At 42.9% G+C, this 22,833-nt stretch carries 19 protein-coding genes and 1 other annotated feature; of the genes, 15 read left to right on the top strand and 4 right to left on the bottom strand.

Going from position 1 to position 22,833, the window contains the following annotated elements; genetic code table 11:
- The first annotated feature begins 10 nt into the window (after positions 1-10).
- From QNH28_RS17205 to QNH28_RS17195, 3 genes are all read left to right on the top strand, one after another.
- The gene (locus tag QNH28_RS17205) at positions 11-691 is read left to right on the top strand and encodes a Crp/Fnr family transcriptional regulator (RefSeq protein WP_283907770.1); all 681 of its coding nucleotides are present in this window, start codon (positions 11-13) and stop codon (positions 689-691) included.
- 110 nt (positions 692-801) lie between these two features.
- Positions 802-1,614: a DNA alkylation repair protein gene (locus tag QNH28_RS17200; RefSeq protein WP_283912187.1), complete on the top strand. Its 813-nt coding sequence runs from the start codon at positions 802-804 to the stop codon at positions 1,612-1,614.
- Between the two features lie 253 nt (positions 1,615-1,867).
- The gene (locus QNH28_RS17195) at positions 1,868-3,418 is read left to right on the top strand and encodes an acetamidase/formamidase family protein (RefSeq protein ID WP_283907769.1); all 1,551 of its coding nucleotides are present in this window, start codon (positions 1,868-1,870) and stop codon (positions 3,416-3,418) included.
- A 78-nt stretch (positions 3,419-3,496) separates the two neighbouring features.
- Here the strand turns inward: QNH28_RS17195 and QNH28_RS17190 are convergent, their stop codons facing one another.
- A complete protein-coding gene (locus QNH28_RS17190; RefSeq protein ID WP_283907768.1) occupies positions 3,497-3,943 on the bottom strand; it encodes an Lrp/AsnC family transcriptional regulator in 447 nt (148 codons plus the stop codon).
- 151 nt (positions 3,944-4,094) lie between these two features.
- Positions 4,095-4,325: a binding site (T-box leader), on the top strand.
- Positions 4,326-4,427: 102 nt separating this feature from the next.
- Between QNH28_RS17190 and tyrS the strand changes: the two genes are divergently transcribed.
- The 3 genes from tyrS to QNH28_RS17175 all read left to right on the top strand — a co-directional run bounded on the left by tyrS (position 4,428) and on the right by QNH28_RS17175 (position 7,653).
- On the top strand, positions 4,428-5,687 hold the full coding sequence (gene tyrS, locus QNH28_RS17185) for a tyrosine--tRNA ligase (protein ID WP_283907767.1): 1,260 nt from the start codon (positions 4,428-4,430) through the stop codon (positions 5,685-5,687).
- Positions 5,688-5,917: 230 nt separating this feature from the next.
- Positions 5,918-6,205, top strand: a complete 288-nt coding sequence (locus QNH28_RS17180; protein ID WP_283912186.1) for a hypothetical protein — start codon at positions 5,918-5,920, stop codon at positions 6,203-6,205.
- Positions 6,206-6,405: 200 nt separating this feature from the next.
- Positions 6,406-7,653, top strand: coding sequence for an anaerobic sulfatase maturase (locus tag QNH28_RS17175; protein WP_283907766.1), 1,248 nt, complete (start codon positions 6,406-6,408; stop codon positions 7,651-7,653).
- Positions 7,654-7,717: 64 nt separating this feature from the next.
- On the opposite strand, the gene QNH28_RS17170 is transcribed toward QNH28_RS17175, so the two are convergent.
- Positions 7,718-8,917 (bottom strand): ROK family protein, encoded by a 1,200-nt coding sequence (locus QNH28_RS17170; RefSeq protein ID WP_283907765.1) that lies wholly within the window; start codon positions 8,915-8,917, stop codon positions 7,718-7,720.
- Positions 8,918-9,103: 186 nt separating this feature from the next.
- On the opposite strand from QNH28_RS17170, the gene QNH28_RS17165 reads away from it, so the two are divergent.
- From QNH28_RS17165 to QNH28_RS17145, 5 genes are all read left to right on the top strand, one after another.
- On the top strand, positions 9,104-9,766 hold the full coding sequence (locus QNH28_RS17165) for a chromate transporter (RefSeq protein ID WP_283907764.1): 663 nt from the start codon (positions 9,104-9,106) through the stop codon (positions 9,764-9,766).
- A gap of 11 nt (positions 9,767-9,777) precedes the next feature.
- The gene (locus tag QNH28_RS17160) at positions 9,778-10,311 is read left to right on the top strand and encodes a chromate transporter (protein ID WP_283907763.1); all 534 of its coding nucleotides are present in this window, start codon (positions 9,778-9,780) and stop codon (positions 10,309-10,311) included.
- 36 nt (positions 10,312-10,347) lie between these two features.
- Entirely contained in the window at positions 10,348-11,325 is a 978-nt protein-coding gene (locus QNH28_RS17155; RefSeq protein WP_283907762.1) for a formylglycine-generating enzyme family protein, read from the top strand.
- A 39-nt stretch (positions 11,326-11,364) separates the two neighbouring features.
- The gene (locus QNH28_RS17150; RefSeq protein WP_283907761.1) at positions 11,365-12,198 is read left to right on the top strand and encodes a helix-turn-helix domain-containing protein; all 834 of its coding nucleotides are present in this window, start codon (positions 11,365-11,367) and stop codon (positions 12,196-12,198) included.
- 106 nt (positions 12,199-12,304) lie between these two features.
- Positions 12,305-13,702, top strand: a complete 1,398-nt coding sequence (locus QNH28_RS17145; RefSeq protein WP_283907760.1) for a sulfatase family protein — start codon at positions 12,305-12,307, stop codon at positions 13,700-13,702.
- A gap of 71 nt (positions 13,703-13,773) precedes the next feature.
- Here the strand turns inward: QNH28_RS17145 and QNH28_RS17140 are convergent, their stop codons facing one another.
- A complete protein-coding gene (locus QNH28_RS17140; RefSeq protein ID WP_283907759.1) occupies positions 13,774-15,552 on the bottom strand; it encodes a sensor histidine kinase in 1,779 nt (592 codons plus the stop codon).
- A complete protein-coding gene (locus QNH28_RS17135) occupies positions 15,539-16,978 on the bottom strand; it encodes a response regulator (RefSeq protein WP_283907758.1) in 1,440 nt (479 codons plus the stop codon). The genes QNH28_RS17140 and QNH28_RS17135 overlap by 14 nt, the downstream gene beginning before the upstream one ends.
- Positions 16,979-17,228: 250 nt before the next feature.
- Between QNH28_RS17135 and QNH28_RS17130 the strand changes: the two genes are divergently transcribed.
- From QNH28_RS17130 to QNH28_RS17115, 4 genes are all read left to right on the top strand, one after another.
- The gene (locus QNH28_RS17130) at positions 17,229-18,197 is read left to right on the top strand and encodes an ABC transporter permease (protein WP_283907757.1); all 969 of its coding nucleotides are present in this window, start codon (positions 17,229-17,231) and stop codon (positions 18,195-18,197) included.
- A 24-nt stretch (positions 18,198-18,221) separates the two neighbouring features.
- Positions 18,222-19,121, top strand: coding sequence for a carbohydrate ABC transporter permease (locus QNH28_RS17125; RefSeq protein ID WP_283907756.1), 900 nt, complete (start codon positions 18,222-18,224; stop codon positions 19,119-19,121).
- A gap of 57 nt (positions 19,122-19,178) precedes the next feature.
- Positions 19,179-20,810 carry an extracellular solute-binding protein gene (locus QNH28_RS17120; protein ID WP_283907755.1) on the top strand — a complete coding sequence of 544 codons (1,632 nt, stop codon included), beginning with the start codon at positions 19,179-19,181 and terminating at the stop codon, positions 20,808-20,810.
- Positions 20,811-20,931: 121 nt separating this feature from the next.
- Positions 20,932-22,827, top strand: a complete 1,896-nt coding sequence (locus tag QNH28_RS17115) for a beta-N-acetylhexosaminidase (protein WP_283907754.1) — start codon at positions 20,932-20,934, stop codon at positions 22,825-22,827.
- The last annotated feature ends 6 nt before the right edge of the window (positions 22,828-22,833 follow it).

Here is a 22,833-nt window from a genome sequence, read left to right as displayed (position 1 = left end):
AGGAGGGGGGATGGAGAGCATACATTATTTATCTCAATTCAATTTGCTTCAATCGTTAGCGCTGGAAGATTTAATGGAAATGGAAGAGTTAACTCGAATAACAGTAGTCCCGAAAAATACATATATCCAAACACCGACAACCTTCTCTGAAGGATTATTTTTTGTGAAAAAAGGAAAGATTCGCTTATACCGATTGAATGTGGAAGGGAAGCAGTTTACGTCGGATATTCTGAGTGAGGGTAACATTTTTGGTGAAATGAACGTGATTTCGTTTGGAACTAAAGATCATTACATTGAGGCCATGGAAGAGTGTCATATCTGTACAATTGATCCTGCGAGATTTGAAGAGTTCGTAGCAACTCGACCTAGATTCTTGATGTCATTAATGCAAGTATTGAGCGATCGTATAAAAAGTATGAGTCAGTTATCGCAAAATCTAGCCATCGGAAATCTGCATGATAAAATATTGTGCGTTCTTTTAAAGCTATCTGCTCAGTTAGGTGTTAAAAACGAGGACAATTATTTCAAAATCAATGTTCCGCTGTCACATCAAGAAATCGCTAATTTGATTGGCGCAAGTAGAGAGGCAGTTACGGTGGCATTGCAAGAATTGGTGAAAGCTGAGGTGCTTCTGACAGGGTTCAAAACTATACTTATCCACCGTGATAAGGTCTTGGAAAGAAACTTATAAAGATCATGACTTGTAAATGAGATTACATCTTTATGGATAGAAATACCCGTATCCTAGATAAGAAGAAGGTTATCCAAGCCTTTAAAATCATAGGTGAAGGGACGATTTCTATGGAACATAGGAAGGGAGCTCGAAAAGTTAGCGATATTCCCGCTGAGACGATAGAACTCCTACATAAAGGAAAATTACAGACTGTAAATTTAACGGAATGGCTTGCTGTGGATCATTTGGTTTTGTTGGAAAATGTGCTGGACGAGCTAAGTTTTGGACAGGAATCCCAACCTATTTTACAAAGGCTGAACGATTTATCGGAAAAGAAAATCATGAAGCTCATACCGGCTATCGCGCGGGAGTGGCAACTGGTATTGGACTGCAAATCAGAGGTGGAGCAATCCCGAGTATTTACAGCTTTAGCACAGCATCGTTCCGATAGTGTCCGCTGTTGGGCTGCCTATATGATTGGTCTAAATCAATCTTTAAGTCTTTCACAAAAGCTAACGGCTATCCGTCCTTTTGCAGCGGATGATCATTTTGGGGTGCGTGAGATTTCATGGATGGCTTTAAGGGAATCGGTCATTGCAGAGTTACACGAATCCATTAAGTTCTTAGAGAGCTGGGTTCATGATCAAGATCCGAATATAAGGCGGTTTGCGATCGAATTGACGCGGCCACATGGGGTGTGGGCGAAGCATATTACTGCACTCAAAGAGAACCCAGAAATTGCACTACCGTTATTAGAACCACTTAAGTCAGATCCCGCAAAATATGTCCAGGATTCTGTAAGTAATTGGTTGAACGATGCGAGTAAAAGCAATCCGGACTGGGTGCTACAGCTTAGCGAAAAGTGGTTGATTTCATCGGACTCCAAGGAAACGAAGCGGATTGTAACCCGGGCTACAAGGAGTATTACTGATCTGTATTGAAAATGAAACTTCACTGTAGAATGGAATTTAAAACGTCAAACACTATGGGCTAATTAGCTAATAAGTGTTGGCGTTTTTTTATATAGAGAAGAAGTGGACTTGGATTATTAAAGGTATCTGATTATTGTGATTTATTATTTAAACCAAAATACGTATAAATATTTATATTGTTAATCGGGAATCCATCTGTTATACTCAAAAACACAAAATGTTATAAAACATAACATTGAATTGAGCTGAGGAGGATTGAACTATGAAAAAACAAATTTTTCGCAATGTAGGTGTCACGTTATCGGTCTTTTTATTAGCGAATTCGTCAATTAATGTTATGTATGCTGACGTTTCAGAAGGTGGGTATAAACCGAAAACGCATGTTCTAAAGGCAAATTCGGAGACCGTCCGCTGGGGGAATATTGGTAAGGGTGATCCAGCTTTAACGGTACGTTCGGGAGATATTGTAACGGTCGAGGCTATTACGCATCATTCCGGTGATGATTACGATCGAATGATTAAGGGGGATGCGGGAGTCGAAGATATTTTTCATTGGATAGAAGGGGAGAAGAACGAAGCGCTTCGTGGACCAGGTGTACATATTATGACGGGACCAATCGCAGTAGAAGGTGCTGAGCCTGGGGATATTCTGGAAGTGAAGATTCTGGACATGAAGCTGAGACCTAATGGAAATGACAAGTATGCTGGAAAAACCTATGGTGTGAATGCCGCGGCGAACTGGGGTTATCTATACGGAGATATGGTTGAGGAGCCGAAACAACGTGAAGTGGTCACCATCTATGAGATGGATACTGAGGGTGGTACCGATTATGCAACAGCTGTTTATAACTACAAATGGACAGTGCAAACCGATCCGGATGGTCAAGTGCACCCGACAATCGACTACCCAGGTGTTATTGTAGACCATAATACGATTGATAAGAATTTTGATGTATTGAAAGGTGTAAAGATTCCAGTACGTCTCCACTTCGGTACGATGGGTGTGGCGCCTAAAGAAGCGGATATCGTAGATTCAGTACCTCCTTCATACAATGGTGGCAATGTTGATGATTGGCGGATTACTGAAGGTGCAACGATGTATTATCCTGTATCCGTACCGGGTGCGCTACTGTCAATTGGTGATCCGCATGCCGGTCAAGGGGATTCTGAGATTAACGGAACTGCCATCGAGACATCAGTCACTGGTGATATTCAAGTCATTCTTCATAAAAAGGAAACGCTTAACAAAAAGCTGGATGGGTTAAGCTTCCCATTACTTGAAAATGAAAACGAATGGGTTGTACATGGCTTCAGCTACGCGAATTATTTGGAGGCACTCGGAGCAAGTGCACATACGGATATCTTCAAAAACTCATCCATCGACAAAGCGATGAAGGATGCCGCTCATAAAACAAAAGATTTTTTGATGGCTGGAATGGATTTGAGCGAGGATGAAGCATATTCACTGATTTCTGTGTCCGCGGATTTCGGAATTACACAGGTGGTGGATGGAAATTGGGGCGTTCATGCCTTGATAGACAAAGCACAATTCGGCGAAGCGGAGCGCAAGGCAGTGGGATTACGTAGCAGCTTTGAAGGTTTTGGTGCGAAGGTGAGCTGGAAGCCGGCTACTCAGACGGTTACTATTAGCTATAATAACAATGTTCTGGAGATGAAGGTCGGAGCGACAACGGGAATGTACAATGGAGAGATCGTAAAGCTCGTTGCTCCATTAGAGGTTGTAAAAGAGAAGGTTGAGGTCAGCGAATATTTCGCGAATTTTTATAAAGCTAAGCTATCTAAAACGGAGTAGGTTGAATTAGCAATCATTTCACAATCATAATAAGATCCAAACCAGAGAAGAACCGTCTTTATTAAGTCGGTTCTTTTTTTATATATTTAGACCGTCCTGATTTTTGTGGCGTTTTAATAAGATTTGGTTTTCTACACGGACTAGTCCGTCCAGACAGTAGATGGATTCATGCATAAACCGTTCCATCTCTTCAAGATTCTCAACCAGAATGTGAATGTGAAGAATGCAAGGCCCTGTCATTTCATAAAGTACGGCTACGCGTTCATTTTCTTTTAGGACTCCGACAATATGATTTAAATGGGCAGGCTCCACTTCAAGCTCCAGATACGCCGAAATTTTCTTTCCTAATTTTTCTGCATTAATAACGATTGAGAATTGCTCAATAATTCCTTGATTGACGAGCCGATCAATACGATCCTTGACCGCAACGCTTGATAAATTAACTTCTTTAGCTAGATCGGTGTAGGAAATTCTGCTGTTTTGAGTTAGGCGTTCTAAGATATGATTATCGATAGGATCAAGCATACGGAATGGTTCACCTCTTTTTTCGTAATTGTAACAGAAAAAAATAGGCAATGCCTAGTAGTGCGTCACAGCAGGAGTGTGTCTCAGCATTCTCAGCTTAAGATGTTGACATTGAAGAATTATTTCACTATACTGGCTGTAATCTTATATACGATATACGTTGAAGAAGCCCAGTAGTAGCTTAGTCCCTGTTTCAGAAAGCCGGGGGTTGATGAAACCCGGTACACACTAAGAGTACGAATTACACTTTGGAGTATCTCGGCTAACACCGAGCGGAATGGCGAACGATATCTCGTCACGAGTGGCATCAATGCTGTGTTTTAGCATTAGCGTTTCATTGGTGCAATCTGGGTGGTAACACGGTTATTCAATCGTCCCTATGTCTACAATAGACAGGGGGACGATTTTTTTGTTTTTTAAATATAAGGATTTATATGTTTCAATTCATCAATAGGATTTCTACTAATTTAAGGGGTGTTAGGCAATGAATATTATCGACGAACTAGAATGGCGCGATGCCATCAATCAACAAACCGATGCCGAAGGGCTTAGAGAATTGACCAACCAGAAATCCGTTTCGGTGTACTGCGGCGTAGATCCAACGGGTGACAGTATGCATATTGGTCACTTGATTCCGTTCATGGTGCTCAAAAGATTCCAGCTTGCAGGACATCGTCCGGTTATGCTAATTGGCGGTGCTACGGGTACGATCGGTGATCCAAGTGGACGACAATCCGAGCGTTCATTGCAGACGCTGGAGCAAATCCAAGCTAACGTAGATGCGCTTACCGCACAAATGAAAAAATTGTTCGTTACTGATGGCGACAATCAAATTCGTATGGTGAATAACTACGATTGGACGCATAAAATCAATGTGATCGAATTTTTGCGTGACTATGGTAAGAACTTCAGCATCAATTCGATGCTTGCCAAAGATGTTGTAGCGAGCAGATTGGACAGTGGAATTTCCTTTACAGAATTCTCCTACCAAATCCTGCAATCCCTAGATTACCTGCATCTGTACCAGCATGAAGATGTGCAGCTACAAATTGGTGGCTCCGATCAATGGGGCAACATTACAAGCGGTCTGGATCTGATCCGTAGAAAAGAAGGATCTGAAGCAAAAGCATTCGGTTTAACGATCCCGCTTATGCTGAAAGCTGATGGAACAAAATTCGGTAAATCAGCTGGAGGAGCAATCTGGCTGGATCCGAACAAAACGACTGCGTTTGAGTTCTATCAGTTCTGGGCGAACACCGATGACCGTGATGTTGTGAAATACTTGAAGTACTTTACGTTCCTATCTAAAGAGCAAATTGATGCGCTTGAGGAAAAAGTACAGAGCGAACCGCATAAACGCGAAGCACAAATAACACTTGCTGAAGAAATGACCAGATTCGTACATGGTGAAGAATTGCTGGAGCAGGCTAAACGCATTACTGCCGCACTGTTCAGTGGAGATATCAAATCCCTAACTGCGGATGAGATCGAGCAAGGCTTCAAGGAAATGCCTACTTACGAAACTACACTGGAATCTAAAAATATCGTAGAGTGGTTGGTTGATCTAGGAATCGAGCCATCTAAACGTCAAGCGCGTGAGGATATCACCAAAGGAGCAATCTCCATGAATGGTGAGAAAGTTAGCGATGTAGCGCTGGAAGTTACAGCTAGCGAAGCTATCGGCGGCCGGTTTATCATTATCCGTAAGGGCAAGAAAAACTACAGCTTGGTGAAATTGTCCTAGAAGAAATGATATTATTTAGCCTTCCTTATATGTATAAGGGAGGCTTTTTGTAATGACCGACATTTTCATTCTGAGGCTAGAGTCTTTTTTTTGACGTATTAAAGTGAAAATGGAAAGGTAAAATAGTGAAAATTATGTTAAGCTTAGGTTTCGTGTGATTTATGGATTAACATGATAATCAGAAACCATATTGGAAAATTAGGAGTGGTAATTTGAGAAGACAAAAACCAATGACCATGGAAGAATTGATGAATGAGTTACAAGGGCAGAAAATGAATCAAGAAGATCCCAATGAAGTATCTTTTGAGAAGTTGTTTAATGAAGAGTTTATGAGTAAGTATTCCAATTTCAAAAGTTTCGATGAGTTTGTAATCAAAGGGAACTTTCAAGTAAAGACAGAAGAAGATGTTGCTGACATACCTGATGAACTTTTTGATCGTCATGTAGTTAGAGAGACGAAGTTTGCGGATTGGAAATCCATGCTGGAAACAGCAAATAAGGAATACGTTCGTAATTAAAGTAACAGTGTTCTGGTAATGCTCTATTCATCTTCAAAGAAAATACACTCCCCATTATCTCAACAGACAATGGGGAGTGTATTTTTTTATCTCTAGATATTCGACAAGCTATGATGTTTTACTCATCGTTGAACTACATGTCTATGATTTAATTGAAGATATAGGAAATAGGTGTACTTACATAGGAGGGGCAGAATCGTATGACAACATGCATACAGACCTCGAGGCCTGAGACTCTTCATATCATGTGGAAAACCGTCTCAGAGGATTGTAATCTAGCCTGTGATTATTGCTATTACAGTACAGCAGGGGGACATCCTCATCATCCGATCCGAGTGATGGATACGGATCTTCTGGAGCGGTTTATCGCTCAGTACATGAATAGATCATCAGGTATAGCGACGTTCTCTTGGCAGGGTGGGGAGCCACTATTGGCTGGACTTCCGTATTTTGAACGTGTGATTTCACTCCAAGCTAAATCCGCTCCACCTCATACGATGATAAGTAATGCACTACAGACCAATGGAACGCTAATAAATGAGAAATGGGCGGAATTTTTTAAACGGTATAACTTTTTGGTTGGGATTAGTCTGGACGGTCCTGCACTTATTCATGATGCTCATCGTTTAACGGGTTCAGGGAAAGGTAGTTATGATCTAGTTATGCGTGGGATTCGTCATTTACAGAATGTAGGAGTGGAGTATAGTATCCTGACGGTGATTCATGAAGATAACGTGAGGAAACCAGACGAATTGATGGCATTCTACCAGGAACAACAATTTCCGTATATTCAGTTTATCCCTTGCATGGATTTTGTTTCACAGAAGAGTGATATGCCTGGCCGCTTTCGAATTACACCTGAACAATACGGAGCGTTTTTATGCCGTACATTTGACCTGTGGTACAACGAGGAGGGGTATCCGGAGCTTCCCATTCGCATTTTTGAGAATATGCTTCTTGTGTTCATGCATCGTGAGGCGGAGTTATGCGTTCACAACTCAGGCTGTCCAAAGATGATGGTACTTGAAACGAACGGGGATGCCTATCCTTGCGATTTCTTTATTGATGAAGAGCACAGGTTAGGAAATATCGGCCAAACCGACCTGGAGTCGCTGCTTAGCAGCCCAGTATATGATGACTTCTTGTTAATGAAGCCCGATATGAATGAGGCATGTCATAAGTGTGAGTACCTTGAATTTTGCAATGGGGGATGCCCTCGTAACCGGAATTGGCTTGATGTGAATGATCGTACTGAGGTTGATTATTTTTGCCGCAGCTACAAAATGTTTTACTCGTATGCTTATGAACGGATGATGTTGCTTGCGAACCGACTTAGATCGGAGCAGATGCTGGAGTTCAGGAAAAGTGCAAAACCACTTCCAGGTCGAAATGATCCATGTCTATGCGGAAGTGGGAAAAAATTTAAGAGTTGCTGTCAACCACTATAGGTCAAATTAAATAAGGTTGTTCCAACACTCATGCAAATGACTGTGGGACAACCTTTTTGTTATGCTAAAGAACCATTTGATTTCTTACCATTATAGCGGCTCCAGTCACCACAGCTTCTTCTTTTAAAGTACCTAGAGTGAAGTGAGGTTGGTATTCAGGATAACGGTAAGTGTTTCGCTGTGCCACTTCAACCGCCGTTTGGAAGAACAACTCGTGAGAGTGGATGAGCGCACCACCTAGAATGATGGTCTCAGGATGTAACAGGTTGATAACGTTGGCGAGGCCAATCCCGAAGTGAATGGCGGCTTGAGTAAATAATTCACGCGCGTGGGGATTACCCTCTCTAAAGGCTTGCACAAGTACATCATAAGTTAGCTTCTCAGGCGAGACTTTATATCTTTGGAGGATCAGGTCGTTGTCATTTTTCGCCTCTGTGCGTGCACTTTGTTCTAACGCCTGCACAGATACGAATGCTTCCAGAGCACCGTAGTTCCCATCATTATTTAATCGGGGTCCGTCTGTATGGATGATCATTTGACCAATGGCATCTTCCATATCCATCGTCCCATGAACAATACTTCCATGCGACATCATCGCATAGCGGATCCCTGCTCCAGCATGTACATAGAGCATATGTTGAATGTTAGCGTGACGGATGGACCAGCGTTCCCCAAGCAGTGCGGAATTTGCTCCGTTGTCCAACCAAGCTTTGAAGCCCGTCCGTTCCTCCACCAGTGTGCAAATCGGGAGATTGTTCCAGCCTGAAGCAGGGAAATGTAGCGGCTCTAAGATCAAGCCATTCTCCCGGTCAAGTGGTCCTACAGCCCCTATTCCTATCCCTATGATTTGACTGTCCACTAACTGATGATCCCTGAGGAAAGCACGTATTTGACTACTTACATGATCCATAAATCTTTCAGGTGTGAATGCCTGATCCATTCTCCAATGAACAATTGATTTTGGGTTCATTTGCATATCAAATAAACCAAGGGAAGAATACAACCTGGAAATCTCTAAACCGATGATGTAACCGTAGGAAGGATTGATCTGGTATAAAATAGGTCTTCTGCCTCCGCTAGATTCCCCAAATCCGCATTCTGTAAGCAAGCCTTCTTCCGTCATTTCATCCAATATTCGGGTCATTGTGCTTTTGGTAAGTGAGAATGTTTGTAGAAGATCCAATTTGGAAACAGTGCCTTGTTCGGCGATTCGGTCATATAGGAGTTTCTTTGGGGATGGAATGTGTGTTGAGTGCTTTTCCACGATATACCTCCAAGCTATATATAGGATGAACTAGTCAGATTATTTTTTATAAAGTTTGTATTTATTAACATTAATATAGTATAACGCATAAACCATAGATTGTATTTTACCGCTCAAAAAACTTAATTCCATTTTGGGAAAAAGTGATATAATGGAATTACGACAGAGTATATAAGGGTGGATTCCATGAGAACAACTATGAAAACAAATGTGGTGACGAATACAGAACTCAGGATAAGTCTACTGCTCCAGTTGTTTTGGGTATTTGTTCGAATCGGTCCCGTAACTTTCGGGGGAGGTTATGCAATGATCCCTATGATTGAACGGGAAATTTCCGTTAAACGAAAATGGTTGGCTGAAGAGGAGATGGATGAAATTCTATCTTTAGCTGGCGCTGCACCAGGTGGTGTAGGTGTAAATGCGGCGGCATTCATTGGTTATCGTCTTGCTGGTGTGAAGGGGGCGATTGCTGCAATCGCAGGAATTACGATTCCAACCTTTATCATTGTTTGTGTACTTAGTGCCGTTTACTCACAACTGGCCGACCAACCAAAAGTCATTGCCGCAATGAAGGGGATTCATGGTGCTGTTATCGCTTTGATCCTAGTAGCTGCATATCGAATGGCCAAGAACGCTATATTTGACAAGACTACGGCTGTTACGGCGTTTGTTATACCGGTCGTATTACTGGTTTCCGGGATTAATCCTATATACGTGATTGCAGTTGGTTTATTTATCGGATTTGTATATATGCCAATCAAACAGCTCTTAGGGCTTAAAGTTCAGACCGAGAAGGAGTCCTTGAATGATTCTGATGAAGAGTCGAATTATCCGGAGTATTACATCTAGGGGGAAGCGACGTGATTTGGAATTTATTTTTTACCTTTATAAAAATTGGACTGCTCTCCTTTGGGGGAGGGTACGCCATCATTCCGATGATTCAGCATGAAGCTATGGCTGGTGGTTGGTTATCCGAAAAGGAATTTCAGGAGGTAGTTTCCATCGCAGGGATGTCACCTGGTCCTGTTGCAACGAACAGTGCAACCTTGATCGGATATCGTGTAGCCGGAATAGAAGGAGCGATTGTGTCAACATTAGGCATGATTCTGCCTTCATTAATCATCATCCTAGTTATTTCCATCTTTTTTTATCGGGTGAGGGACAGTCAATGGATTAAAACGTTATTCTATGGTTTGCGACCAGTGATTACAGGCTTGATTGCCTATGCTGCGATTCGGTTTGGATTAAATAGCATGGAACACGCTTTCATTAGTTGGCAGACCATAGGCACGTTAATCATTGTATTCGCTGCACTTTATGGTTTAATGAAATATAAGCTGCATCCGCTCACCATAATCGTTGCTTCTGGCATTCTTGGTGTAGCTTTTTTTTAGACAGAGCTGGAACGATCCCAGATTGGAGGTAAGCACATGTCAGAGAATATACGGGCTTGCTGTTCAGCTAGTCGAAATCAAGTCGAGAAACAAGGTTCCATCGATGTTTGTAAGGAGAACACAACTAACCAAAGACTAGAAGGGGATAAAGATTTCTCGGACATGATCCTTATTCCTGAAGGCACTTTTCTTATGGGGACGGATGACAAAGAAGGGTTCCCCGCAGACGGAGAAGGCCCTGCTAGGAATGTTACCATATCTCCCTTTTTGATTGATGCAACGGCGGTTACGAATAAGCAGTTTGCTGCTTTTATCAAGGAAACTAACTACGTTACAGATGCGGAACGTTTTGGATGGTCTTATGTATTTCATTCTTTTGTTTCCATGGTGACAGGGAAAAAAGTGACCCGAGTGGCGACTCAAACCCCTTGGTGGTGGGTGGTAGAGGGAGCAGATTGGTGTCATCCTGAAGGTCCGGATTCTCATGTAGACGAACGTCTTGATCATCCTGTTATCCATATATCTTGGCATGATGCTGATGCATATTGCAGCTGGGCCGGCAAACGTCTTCCTACGGAAGCGGAGTGGGAGTATGCCGCACGAGGGGGTCTAGTTCAGAAACGATACCCTTGGGGGGATGAATTAAAACCGGGAGGTGAGCATCGCTGCAATATTTGGCAAGGCAAGTTCCCCGATAAAAATCATGCCAGCGACGGTTATGCAGGTACGGCACCTGTGAAGTCCTATCTACCTAACGGATATGGTCTTTATAATATGTCAGGAAACGCGTGGGAATGGTGCGAGGATTGGTTTACTAATGCCTATCATTTATCTTCCGAATCAGTGAATCCTAGAGGCCCGGTAAGTGGTGAAGCAAGGTCGATGCGTGGAGGGTCGTATTTGTGCCATAAATCTTATTGCAACCGTTATCGAGTGGCAGCCAGAAGCAAAAATACACCAGACAGCTCTGCAGGAAATATTGGCTTTCGATGTGCGGCTGATTATACCGGTTGAGAATACATAAAGACTACTACATTAGAAGGAGGAACTTCTTTGTCCTCTATCATTCATAGTCAGTTTGATATCACCGTGCTAGACGTCATAAAAATTCAATATCAGAAGCGGGTCCTGTTCGATTACGTCCAATCTTGTTATACCGTCTCTTATATTCAAAAAGGTGAGGTCTTGACGACTTCCTCCGAGGGTGAATATGTTGCTTCTGCCGGAGACGTGATGATCCACCGTCCTAACCAGCCTTTTAATGTGATCTCCAAAATGGAAGGCGTACATTATCTATTTAATATTAACGCAAAGGTGCGAGACGGAGATGACTTCTTCAAGTTATTCCCGCTAGGCAAGGTGATTCGGATTCGGGATCAAAGCGAATATGAGCGAAGGTTTGACGAGCTGCGAAGCCTGTGGTTGCAGGAGGAGGATGATTTCAGAAATGTTCAGGTCGGTTCATTGGCATTTTTTCTCCTTTATGAAATTATGGAGAGCACCAAGCTTGGCGGGCGCCGCTCATCACGAGATCCCTATGTCACGGACCGCTTTAACGAGGCGTTGCAATATATGGAGGAGAGACTTGATCAGGAGATTAGTAGAGAGGAGCTTTCCAAGCTCTATCATATGAATCCTGTTTATTTTAGCCGGGCGTTTCAGAAAATATATAAACTGACTCCTATGCAAATGCTTCGAAAATTGCGGCTGCTGCAAGCTAAACAAATGTTGGAGTATACGGATTATACCATCGAGCACATCTCCCAGAGATGTGGATATTATGATGCTTCGCATTTCAGTAAGGTATTTCGTGGCGAATACGGCAAGGGTCCGGCGGAGTACCGAAAAAGTATCGAATATACAAAAACAAACATCGCTACTCCATAGCGGAGCTTTACATATTCATTTACTGTATAAGCATGAGCAGATCATTCTAAACTGCCCGAATCGATGCGTAACCATTTCGATTAAAAGGAAAGGCAGGGTACACCTCATGAGAATCTTGTATTTGGATTTGGATTCGCTTCGCCCGGATCATCTGGGATGTTATGGCTATCATCGGAATACCTCCCCGAATATCGATTCAATCGCTAAAGAAGGGGTCACCTTTACCAACTACTATTGTTCAGATGCGCCGTGTCTACCGTCCCGTTCTGCTTTAATGTCAGGACGATTTGGCATTCATAATGGGATTGTAGGACATGGCGGGACCGCTGCTGATATGCGTAGAGAAGGGGCGAAACGCGAATTTAATGACCGGCTGGGAATGGAGAGTCTTCCCGCTATATTAAGACAAGCGGCCATGAAAACCGCGTCGATCAGCACCTTTGCCGAACGACACTCGGCCTGGACCTTTAATGCCGGTTTTCAAGAAGTGTTCAATGTTGGTGGAAGGGGGCATGAGACGGCAGAGCAGGTGCTTCCAGTGGCGCTTAAATGGCTTCAGGATAATGGGGAGTCCGAAAATTGGTTTCTGCACCTGAATTTCTGGGATCCTCATACACCTTATCGTACACCCGAGAGCTACGGTAATCCTTTCGAGAAGGATCCTTTACCCGATTGGATCACTGAAGAGGTGTTTGAGCTTCACCGAAAGAAGAAGGGGCAGCACAGCATTGAAGATATGAATGTGCTCGCTAAATCACATTACCAACAGCATTTCAGGCATAATCAGGAGATAGAGAATCATGACGATCTGCGTGTTATCTTTGATAACTATGATGCTGGAGTTAAATATCTCGACGAGCATCTCGGGCAAGTCTTCTCCAAGCTGAGAGAACTTGGTGTGATGGAAGATACGGCTATCTTGATCTCAGCGGATCACGGAGAGAGCCTGGGCGAGCTAGGGATTTACTCCGAGCACGGTACGGCAGACGAGGCGACTTGCCGCATTCCGATGATTATTCGCTGGCCAGGCGGCAAGAATGGAATAGTGGAGGATGGGCTACATTATCACCTTGATTTAGGACCGACATTAGCAAGCCTTTTGAATTTGAAAGGAGCTCCTTCTTGGGATGGTAAAAGTTATGCAGATACCATTCTGGAGGGACATTCAGAAGGGCGTGAGTATCTCGTAATCTCACAATGCGCGCATGTGTGTCAACGCAGCGTCCGATTTGAGGATTGGTTATATATACGAACCTATCATGACGGACATCATGGATTTCCGAAAGAAATGTTGTTTGATTTGAAGCACGATCCATATGAACAACATAATCTCGCCGAAATATGTAAAGACATTTGTATGAAAGGCGTCTATCTGTTGAATGAATGGCATGACAACATGATGAGCTCTATGGACTGTGACATCGATCCATTATGGACGGTACTTATGGAAGGTGGACCCTATCATGCGAAAGAGTATGTGAGCTCATCCTCACAGGATGCTTAGCGTTGTCTCTTTGAATGCGGAAAGAGAGACATATGAAATGGAGGTTGCCCTTGAATGGGCAACCTCCATATTTATGGTCTGGATTCTTGTTGATCTATTAAAGATCCGGGAAGCCTCAAAATGGTCTTCGTCCCACTACCCTCCTTACTGTACAGCAGAACACCACAAGGATCTCCATACTTAAGATTTAGACGATTATTGACGTTTAAGAGCCCGATATGATCGCCGGATTCTAGATTCTTACCATCCAGAAGCTCGGTTAGTTGTTCCAGTCTCGCAGCATCGATGCCTACACCATTATCTTCTACAGCAATTTCTAGCAGTCCCGCTGCACTTTTCTCTACTGTGATCAGTAAAACTCCCCGACCTTGGGCCTCAAGCCCATGACCAAGCGCATTTTCTACAATTGGTTGAAGGATCATTTTAGGTACGGGAATGTGTAACCAATCCTGTGGACAGAACAGCTTGTAAGTGAATTTGTCCGGGAAACGGCCTTGGTAAATCCGTACACAAGATTCTGCGATTTTCAGTTCCTCCCCAAGAGTTACCTCCTCTTTACCTTTGATGCTGTACTTGAGCATTGTGCTTAAGGCGGTTGTCATCTCGTAGATATCCCGATTTCCTTTTACGATCGCAACGCCTTTGATTGTATCTAAAGTATTGCTTAAGAAATGGGGATTAATTTGACTTTGCAAATACGAGTATTCCGCACGTTGCTTTTCCAGATCGGTCTGATAAAGCTGGGTGTTTGCATCGATTAATTGATCCGTCAAATCGTGAATCCGTGTTGTCATGTCGTTGAACTGGCGAGAGATGATTTCAATCTCAGCGTAGCCCTTTAAATCGACCTTGTTGTTCAATATCCCTAGACTTCCGCCCTTTAATTGATTCATATAGCGCATAAGCCTTGACAACGGTCTTAAGAGATTCATCACGAGCACAGAGTAGGGAATAGAAACAACTAACAGAATTAATGCTAGAAATATATAGCTGACCTTCTTCAATTTCTCCAGTTCCTTCATCAAATTATGGACTGGAACAGCGGTTATGATTTTCCCTGAGATCTCAGGTAGGCGAAAGGATTGAATAGCATATTTTTTTCCGTTGACGGTTTGGACGATTGACTCTCCATCACTTCCACTTGCCCGGGTTTGAAACTGCTGGAGCATATCTTCCGGCTCATCGCTATTAGAGTAGATCAGCCCTTTATCATCCATCATAAAAAAACTGGTTCCAACCAATCGGGGATACTCAGAAATTTCAGTTTGAATGGCCTTCATATCCACAATAACTGCGATATATCCGATTTTCTCTCCATATAGGGAGGTGTCACCTGAAGCAAAGATATTCATCCCGAACAATAATTTTCTCTTGTCGATGACCTTGTCTGGAGGACTGTATCCACGATAATGAACGATTCCATCGTCCTCGGCTGTTTTCATAAGATCGACAGCATATTTTGTTCTTCCCGCTAAGGAAATACGTGTGTTTGAGCTACCGATAACAATAATATCTAAGATGTCCGTATTCATATTTCGGGCGATACTCAATAGCCCCTCAACTTTTTGGGATAGATCGTAGACTCCAAACTTATCATTCTCGACTAGGAACTTTTGGACGGTCGAATCGTAACCCACATTCATCATCATGGAAGAAACGTTGGCATAGTTGTTAGAAATTCGTTGCTTGAGGAGGGAGACCAGCTCCGTATTGTATTGCGTATTTTGATTAATGATAGTCTCGCTTGATAGTTGGTAGACTCGTGAAACGATGATTGGGATAATGGCAACAATAAATAACCCGAATAGCAAAACCTGAGTACGGATGGATAGTCTCTTAAATCTCTTCATTGTTTTGTTCCCTATATTGCGTAGGTGTCATTTTGAGATGCCGCTTAAAAATTCGTGTGAAGTAGAAATAATCCTGAAAACCGCATTTCTCACCGATTTGGTAAATGGAAAGCTCGGTCTCGACCAGCATTTTACAAGCGTATTCAATTCTTAAACGACTGATATGTTCGATGATGGTCTCGCCGACCTCTTTTTTGAATAATTGACATAAGTAATTTGGACTTAAGAAAAACTGATTGGCTAAATGTTGAATCGAAATTTCTTGATTGAAATGGTTGCGGATATACAACATGATTTCTTTGACTTTGTGGTTTGAAATTCGTGAAATATCAGTTTCGTTTCTGTTCATAAAAATATCTAGCGTCATAAGAATCAGATCATCAATCATAGCTTCAGCCGTGCCGTATCGATAATAGAGTTGTTCATATCCTTCAAAAAAACGACCATTAACCCGAGTCCCTTCCCGAGGAAATAAGTACAGGATCGATGTGTAGAGCAAATAGGCTTCTTTAATGGTGAACGTTCCCTCTTTGAATAATTTCTTTATCGATTCCATAGCTGCTATGAAACCGAGCCGGTCTTTATTATGAAGAATCCGGGAAATCTCTTTGAGCTTCTCGTCGATCGGTATTTCCTGTTGCGAATTCACCCGATAACATCCAGGCATCCCCGTTGCGAACATACTGAAAGCTGCATGAGAAGCGGATTCTAAAGCCGCATCCAGTTGATGTATATCCGAAATAGGAGGACCGATCCCGACCCCGCACTCTTGTACAACCTCTGTATTTTCAAGACCCCGAAGGAAGAATTCGTATTGGCACTCTTCTAATAAGTAACCATAACGTCTGCGGCTCATCGGGAAGACCAAGGAAGAGAATTGCCCGACCTCTGCGGGTGAACTTAACCCTTGGATAACAATGGGGATATGAGGTGTATCTTTCGACAAGGGTATTCTCTTCTCATTCAACCATAAGCTGATTCGTTCAAGATCTCCGGAACAAACCGCTTCATATAGTTCGAAGTCGTGGACAGGGCTTTCTTTAACCACTTTCAATTCATGTTGTTGGGCTATTCGGTTAAGCATTCCTTCGATTTCTTCGATTTCAAAAGGTTTCAGGCAGTATCCGAACGTCCCATAATTCATCGCTTTTTGTGCATAAGCGAACTCTGCATGTCCGCTGAGTACGATAAAAATTGTATCAGGTGCGATGGCCTTGCCACGTTGAATGAGCTCTAGTCCATTCATTACAGGCATTTTAATATCTGTTAGCACAAGGGTGGGGCGAAGCGATTGAATTAATTGCAGGGCTTCTTGCCCGTTTTCGGCATCGTCGATCACTTCAAAGCCGTATTTCTTCCAATTCACTCCTGCTTTAATTCCTTCTACAATCCACTTCTCATCATCTGCAATAATCACTGAACGCATAAGTGAATCCCCCTTTCTCTATGGAGCTCTTAGATTTATCCTAGCGATTGTGGACCAAGGGGGGTATGGACTATCTTACGCTCACTATGTCCGATATTAAGCGTCATGGGAAGTTCACCTACAAAGGTGTGAAAAATCCACATGACCGGAGTTGTATTCTCTATACAAGAGAATTTACACTCCCGATATAATTTACCATATAAATCGCTTACAAGTATAAACAATCTCATACAGAAAGGTGGAGAGAAGATTGGCTGATTCTGTAACCGCTCGTACGCCTAAGCGAAGCTTAAGAACGCGTGCTCCGAAGCAAAGCTTAGGAAAAACGATTTTACAGTACAAGTATTTTTACCTCATGGTTCTACCGGTGTTAATCTGGTACGCCCTCTTCAGCTATGCTCCCATGTACGGTGTAACGTTAGCATTCAAATCATTTAATTACAGTAAGGGGATTCTGGGAAGTCCCTGGATTGGCTTGGAGAATTTTCAAACGCTGTTGACCGACCCTGATTTTCGCAGGGCATTTTGGAATACGGTCATTATCAGCTTGATGAAGTTGGTCACTCATTTCCCAATGCCCATTATCCTGGCGATTGTTTTATATGAGTTTTCCAGGACAAAAATGAAGCGTTTTTTTCAGACGATCCTGACGTTCCCACATTTTATTTCGTGGGTTGTGCTGTCAGGAATTATCATCAATATTTTAAGCAAGGACGGGATTTATAACCAGATCATCATGTTGTTTGGTGGGGATCCAAATTCTCCTCTTGTGGATGAAAGTGCATTCAGACCCGTTCTGTATATTACGCATGTGTGGCGAGAGATCGGTTGGGATTCAATCATTTACTTAGCGGCGCTTGCTGGGATCAATCCTGAGTTGTTTGAAGCGGCAGAAGTGGACGGTGCGAACCGTTTTCGCCGTCTGCTAAACATCGCATGGCCGGGCTTGAAGAGTACCGTCGCAGTCCTGCTAATTCTTCAAGTTGGACAACTACTAACGCAAGGTTCGAGCTTCGAGCAAATATTCAATCTGTATAGTTCACCGGTATATTCGGTTGCCGACACGATCGATACATACATTTATCGGACTTCATTCACGATTGGAAGCGACTTTGGATATATGACTGCTGTGGGTGTCGTCAAGTCCATTATCAGCCTAATTCTTTTATGGGCGGCGAACTCGTTCGCTAAGAAAATGGGTGAGGAAGGACTGTATTAATTTGCATGAAAAGGGGAGAAGCAAGTGACCGACACAACGGTTAAAAAGAGAAAAAAATGGAGTGTCTTCGATATCGTCGCATTCGTGGCTCTGGGGCTTCTAGCACTAGTAACATTTTTTCCCTTCTATAATGTTCTCATTATCTCTGTTGCAAAGTTCGAAGCGATTAGTAAAAGCGACTTTTATATTTTTCCGCTTTCGTTTGACCTGTCAGCTTACAAGCTGTTGCTTCAGGATATGAAGTTTTGGTCTTCGATTTTAAATTCTGTCATCGTAACGGTGGTTGGCGTGTTGTTTAGCATGACGATCTCAGTGGCAGGAGCCTACGCATTATCCAAGCGGGGGATGCCTGGCAGAAACATAATGCTTAGCTTGATCTTGTTCACTATGTTTTTCAACGGCGGTTTGATCCCTTTTTACCTAGTCGTTAAGGATCTAGGATTCGTAAACAATATACTCGTCATGATCATACCCGCCGGTCTCAATACGTTTTACCTAATCATTATGAAAAACTATTTCAACACGATTCCAGAAAGTCTGGAAGAATCGGCTAAGCTGGATGGGGCGAATGATCTGTACATCCTTTACAAAATCATTATTCCGATCTCTGCTCCATTCATGGCGACCTTTGCTTTGTTCTATGCCGTGGAAAGATGGAATGAATGGTGGTACGCATTAATTTTTATCAGTGACGCTGCTAAAGCACCGCTTCAGATTTATTTACGCGAGACACTAATTACTTCAAATTCCTTGCTGAGTCAAATGGCACAGACGATGGCCGAGCAGGAGCAGACGGGAAAGGTTTACACCCCTGCACTTCAAATGGCAGCAATTGTAGTTTCGAGTATTCCGATTATTGTTGTGTATCCGTTCCTTCAGAAGCATTTTAATAAAGGCATTATGGTGGGTTCAATAAAAGGATAAGAAAGATTTTAAATAGAATGATTCTATCCTAAAATAGTATAAAGGGAGGTTTCAAGCATGCTTAGAAAGAAAATGATGACACTGGCATTATGCATAACTTTATTGGCTTCGGTGCTCACGGCTTGCGGTGGAGGCAATAACGACAAAGGGCAGGCGGCATCAAACGGTGAAGCATCTCCAGACTCTTCTAATTCCACGGATAATCCTTACAAGGATCCAATGACCATTTCTCTTGGTTTTTGGGACGCGGATGCTGAAATTGCTAACATCGAGAAAGACCCGATTGCTAAACAGGTATTGGAAAAATTCAACATTACGTTAAAACCTGTCAATATGACCTGGGATGACTATACCCAGAAGATTCAAATGTGGGCAGCATCCGGCCAATTGCCTGACATTTTCGCGATCGACGCCGTCGGTACGCAATATCAGCGAAAATGGGTTGAACAAGGTGTTGTCAAAGCGCTTCCGGATCTTTCTAAGTATCCTAACCTTGCCAAATACTTCGAATCGCCGGACATCAAAGGTTTAGGAGTAGACGGAAAGTATTATACCGTTCCTCGCCGGATGTTCCCAAGTGTCGATTGGAGCGCACTGGATCGTATGGTGTTCTATCGATGGGATCTTGCTCAAAAGGCTGGGATCACCAAAGAACCAGAAACATGGGAAGAGTTCGAAGCTATGCTTGATGCAATCGTAAAGTCGGATCCGGAAGGTAAGCATATTACCGGTCTTACGACGACAACTACCAAAATGCTGGGCGGATTCTTCTGGTTGTACGGTAACCCGGTCGCCACGAGTGATGGAAGCGGCAGTGACTTTAAATGGATCAAAGAGGACGGTAAATTTATCCCGGCTGTATTTTCTAAAAATGCGCTGCCAGCGCTAAAAAACATGAAGAATATGTACGAAAAAGGTTTGATCGATCCAGACATCGCACTTGTAAAGCCTGCAGAGTCTTATGACAATTTCGTAGCAGGTAAAGCAGCAGCTCTTCTTAGCGGTGGCGGTTTTATAAATTTAAATAGCGATATGTATGAAAAACGCTGGAAAACAGCTTATCCGGATAAGGATATCATGGAGAGCGTGAAGGCACTCAAGCCACTGATTGGACCAGATGGTGAACGCTCACATGCCATTTTTAAAACATACTGGTCGGAAAGCTATTTCAGCAATAAGGTTGACGATAAAAAAATGGATCGGATCATGGCGCTCTATGATTATGTGTTGTCTCCGGAAGGCAAGGACCTGTTGACTTATGGCATCGAGGGTGTGGATTACAAGATCGAAAATGGGCAGAAGGTTGTCATCGAAAAGGGTTCGTTAAATGAAAAGTATCCGGCGAGTAGATTTCTAAAGAATTTGGCGGCTTATGAAACTTCGGATAGCTATAACATGGATAACCCGACGATCGCTAACGAAGGGATCCGCAAAGAAGCTGTCGATTACATTGACTGGATTCAGAACAATACGAAGGTTCCAGAATACGACATTCGGTTAACGTATATGTCCACACCAACTAAGGATAAATTTACTGTACTCGACCATGATGATCTGCTTAAGATCATGCTTTCCAAAGAACCAGTTGAGAGTTACTGGAATAGCATCGTGAACGATTATAAGGCTAAAGGCCTTGATAAAATGATAGAGGAAGTAAATGCGAAGGCCAAGGAACAAGGTATTGAATAATCGATTGATAGAGAAGATCCGGGCTGAAGTAGCCCGGATCTTCCGTTTAATGATTTGGAGTGGAACCAAGAATGTGCGGCGCTATTGATCGCATACTTATAAGATTAGGAGCGGAAAGTCTATGATTCTTAGCATTCACTTGACAGGTTTAACCGAGAAACAGTTATCAGCTGTTTCAGAGGTAGCCGGAATATTGAGTATTCGAATGGAACCGTCAGGGATCACAGTAAATTGTAAGAACCAAGGAAAGGGGATTCGTATATCTTTCGAGGAGGTTCAGGTCACCATTGAATATGAACAGGAGCATCAATTAATCCGGGCGCTCAGCCGATTCCTAGAGAACATACGCCGTGGAGAAAGAGTTGAAATTAATGAATTGCCGGTCTATGAACAGCTAGGCTTCATGGTAGACTGCTCACGAAATGCTGTTCTTCACAATGAAGGATATAAGGAATTGATCCGACGCTTAGCGCTTATGGGATACTCAACGGTTCAACTGTATACGGAAGATACCTACGAACTTGAAGGGTATCCTTATTTCGGTTATTTAAGAGGTCGATATACAGGGGATCAAATACGAGAGATGGACCAGTATGCCGCGCTATTCGGTATAGAATTGGTTCCTTGTATCCAGACGCTGGCCCATCTCGGCCAAGCATTGAAATGGCAAGCACATGCACCGCTAGTGGATTTCCAAGACATTCTCCTCATTGATGATCCTAGAACTTATGAGTTAATCGATCGAATGTTTGCTTTCATGTCGGCTCATGCAAGTAGTCGCCGCATAAATATTGGGATGGATGAAGCGCATATGATGGGACTTGGTAAATATCTAGATAAGCATGGGTACCAGGATCGATCCTCCTTGATGTTAAAACACTTTAGCACTGTAATGGAAATCGCCAGGAAATATGGTTTTCGTACGATGATGTGGAGCGACATGTTTTTCCGTCTGGCCAGTTCCGGAGAATATTACGATGCTGAAAGTCCAATTAGCCCCGACATTGTAAAGCTGATCCCTGAAGATGTTATTTTGATCTATTGGGATTACTATTCGGAAACGCAGGAGAAATACGACGGAATGTTACGTAAACATAAGCAGCTGAATGATCATATCGGATTTGCAGGTGGGGCTTGGAAATGGATGGGGTTCGCTCCGAACAATGAATTCAGTCGTCAAGTCAGTCTGCTGGCTCATGATAGCTGTGTTAAGCATGGAATTCAAGAAATTCTGATTACTGCATGGGGAGATAATGGTGCTGAAGCCTCCGTCTTCTCAGTTCTTCCTACCCTTCAACTTTGGGCGGAGCTATGCTATACGGGATATTTCGTGGAGAAGCATGTCAAAGAAAGATTCAGTAGCTGCGTGCAAGGCAATTATGATGACTTTATGGCGCTCGATGCGGCCAATCTGGTTCCAGGCAATTCGGCACCAGGGGGATGTTCCATCAATCCGGCTAAATATTTGCTTTATCAAGATATTTTGTGCGGTTTGTTCGATCGACATGTCGTTCCTAACGCGTATTCAAAGCATTACCAGCAAAGTGCGGAAAAGCTCGAACAGGCGATTACTCGCAATTCGCTTTGGCAATCTTTATTCTCTGTACAAGCCAGCTTGTGTCGCTTACTCGAGATAAAGAGCGAAATCGGGATTTCTATACGTGACGCTTATCATCGTGGGAATGTAGAGGCATTGGCTCACTTTGCCAATGTGACTTTGCCAGAACTTTCAGATTTGACCGAGCGATTTATGGATGACTATCGTGTGCAATGGGAGCTGGAAAATAAGGTGTTTGGTCTTGATGTTTTTGATCTTCGTATGGGTGGAATGCTTCAGAGGATTAGGACAGCTATCCATCGAATTAATAGTTATGTCGAAGGGAAAGTGGAACAGATAGCTGAATTAGAAGAGGAGCTACTGACGTTCGACGGTCTCGTTGACGATAAAGGCCCAAGGGCGATAAGTGCAAATTTGTGGCACACGATCGCAACACCGTCCGTCATCGCAGGGGTTTAGAAGGGA

Source organism: Paenibacillus sp. G2S3, from assembly GCF_030123105.1.
GTDB lineage: Bacteria > Bacillota > Bacilli > Paenibacillales > Paenibacillaceae > Paenibacillus_AQ.
This window is presented reverse-complemented; position numbering and strand designations above follow the sequence as displayed.

Excerpts from the sequence above, each read along its gene's own strand:
- QNH28_RS17140 (WP_283907759.1), bottom strand. The coding sequence starts at position 15,552 with ATGAAGAGATTTAAGAGACTATCCATCCGTACTCAGGTTTTGCTATTC.
- QNH28_RS17145 (WP_283907760.1), top strand. The coding sequence starts at position 12,305 with ATGAGAATCTTGTATTTGGATTTGGATTCGCTTCGCCCGGATCATCTG.
- QNH28_RS17205 (WP_283907770.1), top strand. The coding sequence starts at position 11 with ATGGAGAGCATACATTATTTATCTCAATTCAATTTGCTTCAATCGTTA.
- tyrS (WP_283907767.1), top strand. The coding sequence starts at position 4,428 with ATGAATATTATCGACGAACTAGAATGGCGCGATGCCATCAATCAACAA.
- QNH28_RS17175 (WP_283907766.1), top strand. The coding sequence starts at position 6,406 with ATGACAACATGCATACAGACCTCGAGGCCTGAGACTCTTCATATCATG.
- QNH28_RS17180 (WP_283912186.1), top strand. The coding sequence starts at position 5,918 with ATGACCATGGAAGAATTGATGAATGAGTTACAAGGGCAGAAAATGAAT.
- QNH28_RS17190 (WP_283907768.1), bottom strand. The coding sequence starts at position 3,943 with ATGCTTGATCCTATCGATAATCATATCTTAGAACGCCTAACTCAAAAC.
- QNH28_RS17135 (WP_283907758.1), bottom strand. The coding sequence starts at position 16,978 with ATGCGTTCAGTGATTATTGCAGATGATGAGAAGTGGATTGTAGAAGGA.
- QNH28_RS17195 (WP_283907769.1), top strand. The coding sequence starts at position 1,868 with ATGAAAAAACAAATTTTTCGCAATGTAGGTGTCACGTTATCGGTCTTT.
- QNH28_RS17155 (WP_283907762.1), top strand. The coding sequence starts at position 10,348 with ATGTCAGAGAATATACGGGCTTGCTGTTCAGCTAGTCGAAATCAAGTC.
- QNH28_RS17120 (WP_283907755.1), top strand. The coding sequence starts at position 19,179 with ATGCTTAGAAAGAAAATGATGACACTGGCATTATGCATAACTTTATTG.
- QNH28_RS17200 (WP_283912187.1), top strand. The coding sequence starts at position 802 with ATGGAACATAGGAAGGGAGCTCGAAAAGTTAGCGATATTCCCGCTGAG.
- QNH28_RS17115 (WP_283907754.1), top strand. The coding sequence starts at position 20,932 with ATGATTCTTAGCATTCACTTGACAGGTTTAACCGAGAAACAGTTATCA.
- QNH28_RS17165 (WP_283907764.1), top strand. The coding sequence starts at position 9,104 with ATGAGAACAACTATGAAAACAAATGTGGTGACGAATACAGAACTCAGG.